Consider the following 9,087-nt stretch of genomic DNA (forward strand, 5'->3'; position numbering starts at 1 on the left):
GTCCACCCCCCACCATCCCCCACCGCTTCAACGGCCTTGGTGGTCGTAGCCGGTCGGTACGCATGACCGGCCGGCCGTACACGGAGCCGGCTCCCGGCATCAAACCTCGTCAGGCCTCATCAGGCCTCATCAGGCCTCATCAGGCCTCATCAGGCCTCTTGGAATCGATCGTCTAGGGTGGTCTGATGGCCGATCAGTGGGAGCGGGTGGAGCCGTCGGGGGTGTGGGCCACGGCGGTGGGCGTGGCCAGGGTGCGGGCGTTGGAGAGCGAGCGGGAGGACGCGCTGTTCCGCGACCCACTGGCACAGGCCTTCGCCGCCGCCGGCGGTCTGTGGCCCTCCTCTCCGCCGTCGACCGATGACGAGTCCGCGCGACGCCGTCGGTTGGCCGTGTCGTTCTCTGTCGTCATCAGGACGAAGTTCCTCGACGACCTGTTGCGGCAGGCCTCCGCGTCCGGAGTCCGGCAGGTCGTGCTGCTCGGCGCCGGCATGGACAGCAGGGCCTTCCGGATGGACTGGCCCGAGGGCACCCGTCTGTTCGAGGTCGACACGGCCGCGCCACTGGACTTCAAGGCTTCAGTACTGCGCCATGAGCGGGCCGTCGCAAGCTGCGAGCGGATCACCGTCGCGATGGATCTGCGTGAGGACTGGCCCGGCGCGCTGGCCGCCGCAGGGCACGACCCTGCGGAGCCGACCGTATGGATCGCTGAAGGACTGCTGATCTATCTGCCCGAGGACGCGGTGGAACTGCTGTTGGCCCGGATCAGCGCGCAGTCGGCGGCCGGCAGTCGGATGGGGCTGACGTGGGGCTCGCGCGGTGTGATCGAGCGGTTCGCCGCGGACGCCGTTCCGGGATCGGCGGCGTCCATGTGGCTCTCGGAGATGCCCGACGACCCGGTGGGCCGGCTGGCCGGGTACGGCTGGGAGGCCGACTGCCACACCTTGCGCGAACGCGCTGCCGCCTACGGACGCCCGATCGACACCCCGCCGCGGCGCGAGGAACGGCCCGGCGGACTGATCTCGGCGGTTCGCCGGTGAAGACGAACCCCGCCATCGCTTGTCCGGGAACACAGACGTAGGGCAGTCTGCGAAGCTCCGCCTGTCGTTCGCGAAGCTTCGTCGCTTGTCGGCCGGCCCTGGGCTGGACGGGCGCGGTCGGGTTGGACAGGTGCGGTTCGGGTTGCCGTACCGGTCCCGGCGGCCCGGATGGTCGGAGACCGTGCCGCTGTACGGCGGCGACTGCCCGGCATGGTCGAACAGGCGCTTGCCGACCTCATCCGTCCGGGCTGCCTCCCCCGGCGCCGGAGCAGGGCGGACCGTCTGCCGCGGGTACCGGCGGCGTCCGCCCGGCTGTCGGAACCAGGTGACCGAGGCCATTGCGCCCACCGGCCGTCGCAGGCTCGGTAGCGTGTCATGTCTATGACATTGAGGGGAAGGTGCACATGAACGGATCCGCCTACGACAGTTCGACCCGCCTGGGCCTTGCGCTGGCCGCGGCCCTGGTGTCCACGGTGCTCTGCACGCCGGCGACCGCAGCTGCTCCCGAAGCGGCCGAGAGGGGCCAGGGTGCGGTCGCCACCCTGGCCGCGCACGGCGAACGGGCATGTCCCGTCGTGTACTTCGACCTGGGGGAGACCCTCGTGCACACCGCCGCCGACGGCAGCACCACATACCTGCCCGGGGCGGCCTCGTATCTGCGGACCCTGCGGGAACGCCACGTCAGGGTAGGGCTGATCACCAATGTCCCGCCCTCCTGGGGCGCGACCGACGGGGAGCGCGCCGCCCGACTGCGGACGGAGGTCGACGCGACGTGGCGGGGTCCGGCGGCCTTCGCCTGGGCAGACTTCGGCGACCGGATCCGTACGCCGCGCACTGAGGCCGAACGCAAGCCGTCCCCGGTCCTGTGGCAGCGCGCCAAGGGGGACTCGGCCGGCTGCCGGGTCGTCTACCAGGCGGAGACGGCCCAGGAGGTGTCCGTGGCCTCCTCGCTGGGCTTCCTGTCGTACCAGGTCGGACTGCCGTACCGGCCCGCGTTCCTGCCGGCGGGTCTGATCGAACTCCTCGGCCGTCGCTAGCTTGAACGCCGCAGCCGCAGCCGCAGCCGCAGCCGCAGCCGCACCCGCAGCCGCAGCCGCAGCACGGACCGGCTGTCGTCGCACACCCGCATCCGGTGCTCACGACGACGGACCGGTGCCTGCGTCACGGATATCGGCTGATCTGGCGGTGGCCCGGTGGCCCGGTGGCGTGCTGGGTCCGATCCACCCGATCCACCCGATCCACCCGATCCACCCGATCCACCCGATCCACCCGATCCACCCGATCCGTCCGGTCGTCAGGGCGTTCGTGGTCCTCGCGAGGCCCGGTCCGGTTCGAGGGCCTCCTTTCGGCCGGCGTCCCCCGTGTCCGCCAGGTCCGTTGCACCGTCGCCCGCCTCCGCCGATGCCGTGCCACCGGATGCCGTGCCACCGGATTCCGTGCCACCGGATTCCGTGCGGCCGCCCGCTTGCGGCGGCACCGCCCGATCCCTGTCCCGATCCCCGCCCCCGCGGGCGACCACCCCGCTGCGCAGCAGCAGTTGGAAGACCGCGAGCAGAACCGCCGTGGCCAGCGCGCTGTGCCACAGCAGGGCGTCCAGATGCCCGGCCGACAGGTATGCGCCCGCGGCGATCGCGGCCAGGGCGCACACCGCGCGGTCCACGATGCTCTCCACCGACAGCAGGGTGGCACGCGGTGCGTGCGCGGGAATCGCGTCGTTGACCAGTTTGCGTTGGACCGGGAAGGCGAACCCGGTGGCGGCGGCGAACAGGCAGAGCAGCGCGACGACGGTCCACGGCCCGCCGAGGGTCATGGCCGCCAGCGTGCCCGCCAGCGCGAGACTGAGGACGGACACCCAGGCGACCGGCGGCAGTCTGCGGCTGAGCCATTGGGGCCGCGCGGACGCCACCGCCTCCGCCACGGTCATCGCGGCCAGCACCCCGCCGTGCGAGGTCTCGCCGATGCCGTGGTCCAGCAGGATCGGCTGGAAGAGGTTGACCTGGCAGATGCGCGACAGCGTGAAGACCGCCACGCCCTGCACCATCACCAGGGCCAGCCACGGCGAGGAGGCGACGCAGCGCAGTGCGGTCCCCGCGTCCCGCAGGAAGGCGCCGCCCCGGCGCCCGCCGTCAGTCCGGACCGTGTCCGCTCCGGCTTCCGGCCCCACGAGTCGGGGCAGCAGCACCGCGCAGACGAGGGAGCCTGCCGCACTCGCCGCGCTGAGCACGTACGGGGCCGGGTGCGAGAGTGCCATCAGCGGCCCTACCAGCGGCCAGCACACCACCTTCGCCGCCAGCCCCAGTGCCCGCGCGGTGCCTTCCGCCCGAAGGTAGTGCTCGTCGCACCGTTCCGCCCGAAGGCCGTCGTACAGGTAGGCGCTCGCCGCGCCCGAGGTGAGCGAGCGGCCGGCGGCGATGGCCAGGAAGTGGATCAGGAACCCCGTGTAGGAGGCGCTGACCACCGGGGCCAGGTTCGCGGCCGTCATCACGACCGCGCCGGCGCGCAGGCAGTTGCGGGTGCCGATCCGGTCGGCGATCAGGCCGGTCGGGATCTCCAGCAGGCAGAAGGCCACGTAGTAGATGCTCTGGATGCCGAAGATCTGCCCGTCCGAGAGGCCGGCCGCCTTCTGATAGGCGTAGAACACCGGCATCCACCACAGCAAATTGAACAGCAGCTGGAAGCCGTAGTTGAGCCGGATGATCCGGCGGGCGGTGTCGGTCAGGCCCGTGGTCGCTCCTGTGCCGGGGCGCGCCCGGCGGGGACGCGCCCTCACAGCGCGTAGGGGCGGATCTGGACCAGGCGGAAATCGCCCTGCTCGGTCATCAGCCACTCGATGTCGAGGGGCTTGTCCACGTCGGTTGCGCTGAAGTGGGACTGCAGTAGTCGTCCGGTCAGGGACAGGTCGGCCAGCCGGGCGCGGACGGCGGCGGACAGCCCCTGATCCCACGAGCCCAGCGCGACGGTACGGCCGCCGCCCTCCACGGTGTTGTACAGGTACTGCTGCGGCAGCACCGTGCCGTCGACCACCTGCTCGGGCGAGCCCGGGGAACAGTTGAGGTAGACGTTGCGGAAGTCCTCCCGGCGGGTCGGGTTGCAGGTCACGAGGACGCCGCCCAGGGAGGCGGGCACGTACTCCTGGACGATCACACCCATGTAGGTGTCGTCGAGGGAGATGCCGACCTGGTGGCGCAGTCGCACGCTGCGGGGCGACACGAGGGAGGCCCACACCTGGCGAACGGCGTCGAGGAGTTCACCGGTGCCCTGGACGGTGGTGACGGAGTCGTAGACGCCCGCCGCGGAGAACCCGGGGAGGTCCTCGGCATTGGAGGAGGAGCGCACCACCAGCCGTCCGCGCGGGGCCGCCGCGGCGGGGAAGGCCTGGCCGATCTGCCGGGTGACCGACTCGGGGACGGGGGTGTGCCGGATCAGGTGCTGCAGCTGCAGGCACAGCGAGTCGAGGACGTCGGTGGCGTCGAGTTCGAGTGCCATCTTCAGTTTGCCGATGCCCTGCTGGAGGGCCGGAGAAGAGGCGAGAAACCGCTGCTGGAGAGCGAAGGGCAGTGCGACGCCCTCCGGGGCGCCGACGGCCTCGGCGACGAACTCGGCTGCCTTGGCGCGGAGTTGATCGGTGGTGAAGGCAGTGAGGCCGAGGCGGGTGGCGAGGTGGCCGTAGAGGTCCTCGCGCGGCGGACGGGGCCGGCCGTAGAACGAGGTCAGGTCCACCGTGCGGCTGTCGAGGACGTGGTGCAGCTCGCCGAGGTTGGCCGCCTTCGTGCCGTAGCGGTCGCGGTCCGCACTGCGCAGCCGGTGCAGGGACAGTACGGGAGCGTCCTCGAGCAGCGGCGGCTCGAGACGAATGCGCTGCTGGTGCCAGGCCGGCGCCCGCAGGTCCGGTTCGTGGTCGAGGCGTTGCAGGGATATGTCGTCCTCGCCGACCCGGTATCGCACCCACGCGTCGTCGAGGCCGTCCTTGTCGACGAGTTGCTCCAGGTCGCGGACGATCGCGTTGGGAATGCCCCAGCCGGAAGCGAGGACGTTGGTGTGGGAAAGCGGCGTGATCGGTGCGGTGTTGATGAAGCCGGCGACGCGCGGTACGTCGTCGGGCAGGCACGGCATGGCCACGATGTCGGCCCAGCCCAGGCCGGATTCCGCCGCCGTGTACTCCTCGGCCGTCCGGAAGAAGCGCAGCCGCCCGGTGGCCTCACCGGGATTCAGCGGTGTGCGCTCCCGGGAACCGAACAGCTCATGGCCCAGGATGCGGGGCACCCGCTGTTCGCTGATCGCCGACAGCCCCTCCTCCTGCCCGTGGTTGGCGGGCTTGAGCAGCAGCGGCAGCCTGCTGTCGACCCGGGCCCGGACGAACTCGTAGAAAAACGCGAGCAGTTCGCCCTGCATGGTGTCGGCCTCGGTCGTCTCCAGGACGAGGAACGGCCGCTCCCTGCCGTCCTCCTGCTCGGTGTGCAGGGACAGCACACCGAGCAGGAAACGGCGCTCGGGATCGGTGTAGACGGAGGCGTTGAACGCGTCCAGCTCCGCGTCCAGCGCGGCCAGGTCCATCCCCAGCACCCGGGTGGCGACGTAGTTCACGTGGAAGGGGTGCACGCCCGTGTCGAGCAGGTGCCAGGTGTTCTCCGCCCGGTCGACGACGACCTTGAGGTAGGGGTGACCTGCCAGGACGCCCGAGAGCGTCCGGAAGAGGGCCAGGGAGAGGTTCTCGCCGACGACCGTGCGGTCCGTGGCGGGCTCGGCGGCGCCGGTGGCCGGACGGGTGCTCATGCGGGGACCTCCTCGGACTGCGCAGCGGGCAGCACCCGGGGGAGGGCGTCCACCAGCGTCTCGAAGTCCCGCAGCACCGTCCGCGGGTCGGCGGCGGAGAGCAGGCACAGAGCCGCCATGGTGTTGGCCCCCGCGGCAGGGTCGTAGACCGGCACGACGCTGCCGTCGGGCAGGGAACTCTCCGCCACCACCGACAGCTCGCTGCCCGGGCTCAGCGGGACGCCCGACGCGACCACGGGGAAGTCCCACACCTTGCGGTCCTGCCAGGCCTCGCCGCGGCCGTCGACCGCGAGGACGACGAGGGAACCCGCCGCACCCCGGGCCTGCGCCGGTGTCAGGGCCTGCTCCGGCCAGGCGACCGGGCGTCCCAGCAGGTGGTCGACGAGCATGCCCACCAGGTCCAGTTCGAAGACCTCCTCGATCTGCGGCACCGTCATCGCGCCGCCGAACCGGGCGGCGGTCTCGATGAGCCACATGCTGCCGTCGGGCCCGAGCTTGATCTCCGTGTGCGTCCCGCAGTCGCGCAGGCCCAGCGCGTCGACGGCGCGGCGCGCCAGGTCCACGACGCGGTCCTGCGCGTCGGGCGAAAGCAGGGCGGGGGTGATGCCGGCGCGCTCGGTGAAGGGCTCGATGGTGGGCATCCGGCCGCTGAGGCAGACGGGGTGGAACACACCGTCCGCCACGACGCCCTCGACGCTGAGGTAGTCGCCCCAGCCGGACTCGGCGAACCAGTCCGCCGCCGTGCCGCTGACGATCTCCTCGACCACGAAGTCGGCATCCGCCTCGGCGACATGCAGCTCCGCGTATCCCAACTGTGCGGACTCCGCCATGACCTGGCGCGAGCGGGCCCAGGCGGCGGACGCCTCGACGGGCGAGGCGATGATCTGGTGGGCGGTGGATCCCGCGCTCCAGGCCGCCTTGAGCAGCAGCGGACAGGACAGGGAGTTCACCGCCGCCTGCAGATCCGCCTCCGTGGCGACGGGGCGGAACGCGGGCTGCGGCAGGCCGCTCCGCTGCCAGGCGCTGCGCATCAGCCGCTTGTCGCGCGCGAGTGCGGCGGCTGCGCCCGCGCCCGGCAGGCCGAGCTCCTCGCAGGCCTCGGCGACCGCGACGACCGCGTACTCGGAGAAGGTGATCACAGCTTTCGCGCCCACCTCCCGGGCACGCGAGACGATCAGGGAGACCAGGTCGGAGCGGCCCGCGTCGTCCGGGGTGGTGAGCGAGGCGCACAGTCTCGCGGCGGCGCCCGCCACGGCGGGGGGAAGAGCGCTGAGCGCCAGCAGGTGCACGTCCGCCCTCGCAGCCGTCCGGGACAGGACATGGCCGAGCGGCGGACCACCCTTGGCATGCACCAACAGCACCGTGCTCACAGAAATTCGTCTCCGTTCATCTGGTCGGCAAGGGCCGTCAACGGCACCGGTGGTGCGGTGACCGGCCCGGGGAACGTGTGCGGGGGAACGGCGTCCGGCGAGTCCGCCCGCACACTCCAGGGGACCAGGCTGTAACCGTCCGTATCGCCGCAGAGGGCGCTCGCGACTCAGGCAAATGCCTGAGTCGCGGGGGTGATTCGCAGGCTTTCGTCACCGGATTCCCGGATTCCCGGATTCCCGGCCGGGCGGCCGGGCGGCCGGGCGGTGGACCCGCCGTTCATTTCCGGCAACTCGGCCGGGAATGGAGCTTGTGCTGTATCGGGCGGGATATCCAACGTCGGGTGACTGTGCGTCAGCCAGTCCTATACGGACGGAGACCGTTGTGGGCGACCCAAGCTTCAAGACACTGCTCGAGAACCTTCCGGCGTCCTGCAGGGAAGTCGACGAGGTGTGGCAGGCGGAGAAGAGGGACGCCGAAGAGATTTCGCAGACAGGCGAGTGGGACGGCACCGGCGGTCTCGCCGACCCGGGCGGCTCACAGCGCGCCCCGGACCGACGGCGGGAAGCAGGGCCCGCGGTGGCGCCCGGCCACGCCGCCTTCGCGGACCTGGTGGACCTCGCTCCGGCCGCTGCCTTCATCCGGGACGGCGACGGGCGCTACCTGTGGGCCAACCACGCCTACGCACACCTCTACGGCACCGTGCCGCAGCAACTGGTCGGCAGATACATCGAGGACTTCGACACTCCGGCCGAGGCCGACCGGTTCCGGGCCCTGGACCAGCAGATACTCACCCGGGGCACGCCCGTCCGCCACACCCTCCGCTACGTGCGACAGGACGGCACCACGGGGCGCGCCGTCGGCCACCGCTTCCCGGTGCGGGAACAGTCGCGTTCGTGCATCGCCGGCATCTACGTGGACATCACCGACCACCTGCGGGCCACGGCGCAGCGCCAGGAGGCCGAGGAGAACCTCAGCGCCCTGCGTGACCACAGCGGGCTTCCCTGCGCCCTGTTGTCGGCGAACGGGCGGGTGATCGAGGCGAGTGTGGCGGCCGCCGAACTCTTCCACCTCGGCCTGACCGACCTGGTGGGCCGTCGCGCCCATACGCTGCTGGCCCCTGAACCGGGTCCTGAACTCGACCGGCTGCACCGCCGCTGGAACAGCCTGATAGCCCGCCGCACCAGACGTGTCGAGACCACCGCCGTGCTCGTCGACGCCCTTGGACTGCAGCGGCGGGCGGAGCTCCACCTGACGACTATCGGCCATTCCGCCAGCCGGGCACGGCACGTCTGGGCCGTGATCACCCACCAGAGCCTCGCCCACGAGGCGCATCCACCGTTGACCGCCGCCCAGATCCGCATCCTGTCGCTGTTGGCGCAGGGCAGCAGCAACAGCGACATAGCCGCCTCGCTGAAGCTGTCGCGGCAGACGCTCGACTACCACCTCAGCCGTCTGCGCCACCTGCTGGGCGCCGCGACCCGTCCGGCCCTCGTGGCCCGCGCGTACGTCCTCGGCATACTCGCCCCCCACGCCTGGCCGCCACGCTCGGCCACCGCGGCCCATCCCCTCAGCACCGCCTGACCTCCGGGGGCCGTCACCGGGCGGGAAGACTCGCGTGAGCTGCGTTCGAGGGCGCCGAAGCAGCCCGGCGGCGCCGCTGCGGGTCCGACCGTGGCATCAGTGAGCTTCTTCGAGTTGGCCACCGATCGGGTGATGAGCCGTGAGCGCAACGAGCGAGGCCCCCGGGCTGTTGATCGAGATGTCTGACGTCTCAATCACGTTGCTCGGGGGCCTCGTTGGTCATCCATCCTGCCGCACTCGACCTGCCGCATGCACTCGTGGAGTGGGTGGCCATGCTGATCGTCACCCGTGAGGGCGACCGGCGCTGCAAGCTCCGTCCGTCCCA

General features: G+C 71.5%; 7 protein-coding genes and 1 pseudogene. 4 read left to right on the forward strand and 4 right to left on the reverse strand.

The annotated features are described in order from the left end of the window. The first annotated feature begins 185 nt into the window (after positions 1–185). Together ACN6LD_RS17705 and ACN6LD_RS17710 are read left to right on the forward strand one after the other, a co-directional pair. Positions 186–1,037, forward strand: coding sequence for a class I SAM-dependent methyltransferase (locus ACN6LD_RS17705; protein ID WP_445043674.1), 852 nt, complete (start codon positions 186–188; stop codon positions 1,035–1,037). A gap of 404 nt (positions 1,038–1,441) precedes the next feature. Then, positions 1,442–2,074 carry a hypothetical protein gene (locus tag ACN6LD_RS17710; RefSeq protein WP_445043675.1) on the forward strand — a complete coding sequence of 211 codons (633 nt, stop codon included), beginning with the start codon at positions 1,442–1,444 and terminating at the stop codon, positions 2,072–2,074. Here ACN6LD_RS17710 and ACN6LD_RS17715 read toward each other — a convergent pair. From ACN6LD_RS17715 to ACN6LD_RS17730, 4 genes are all read right to left on the reverse strand, one after another. After that, positions 2,071–2,202, reverse strand: coding sequence for a hypothetical protein (locus ACN6LD_RS17715; RefSeq protein WP_445043676.1), 132 nt, complete (start codon positions 2,200–2,202; stop codon positions 2,071–2,073). The two genes, ACN6LD_RS17710 and ACN6LD_RS17715, sit on opposite strands and share 4 nt — an antisense overlap. 129 nt (positions 2,203–2,331) lie before the next feature. Further along, positions 2,332–3,807: an MFS transporter gene (locus ACN6LD_RS17720; protein ID WP_445043677.1), complete on the reverse strand. Its 1,476-nt coding sequence runs from the start codon at positions 3,805–3,807 to the stop codon at positions 2,332–2,334. Further along, positions 3,804–5,810 (reverse strand): PEP/pyruvate-binding domain-containing protein, encoded by a 2,007-nt coding sequence (locus tag ACN6LD_RS17725; protein ID WP_319196849.1) that lies wholly within the window; start codon positions 5,808–5,810, stop codon positions 3,804–3,806. Before ACN6LD_RS17725 ends, ACN6LD_RS17720 begins: the two co-directional genes overlap by 4 nt. Next, positions 5,807–7,180: an ATP-grasp domain-containing protein gene (locus ACN6LD_RS17730; protein WP_445043678.1), complete on the reverse strand. Its 1,374-nt coding sequence runs from the start codon at positions 7,178–7,180 to the stop codon at positions 5,807–5,809. Before ACN6LD_RS17730 ends, ACN6LD_RS17725 begins: the two co-directional genes overlap by 4 nt. Positions 7,181–7,562: 382 nt before the next feature. Here ACN6LD_RS17730 and ACN6LD_RS17735 point away from each other — a divergent pair, with 382 nt between their 5' ends. Together ACN6LD_RS17735 and ACN6LD_RS17740 are read left to right on the forward strand one after the other, a co-directional pair. After that, positions 7,563–8,762, forward strand: coding sequence for a PAS domain-containing protein (locus ACN6LD_RS17735; RefSeq protein WP_445043679.1), 1,200 nt, complete (start codon positions 7,563–7,565; stop codon positions 8,760–8,762). 215 nt (positions 8,763–8,977) lie between these two features. Beyond that, positions 8,978–9,087, forward strand: a pseudogene (locus ACN6LD_RS17740) (IS5/IS1182 family transposase); the annotation flags it as partial.

The sequence above is a fragment of the Streptomyces sp. SAS_272 genome (assembly GCF_052543235.1).

Coding starts and splice junctions, on each gene's coding strand:
- ACN6LD_RS17705 (WP_445043674.1), top strand. CDS start 186: ATGGCCGATCAGTGGGAGCGGGTGGAGCCGTCGGGGGTGTGGGCCACG.
- ACN6LD_RS17710 (WP_445043675.1), top strand. CDS start 1,442: ATGAACGGATCCGCCTACGACAGTTCGACCCGCCTGGGCCTTGCGCTG.
- ACN6LD_RS17725 (WP_319196849.1), bottom strand. CDS start 5,810: ATGAGCACCCGTCCGGCCACCGGCGCCGCCGAGCCCGCCACGGACCGC.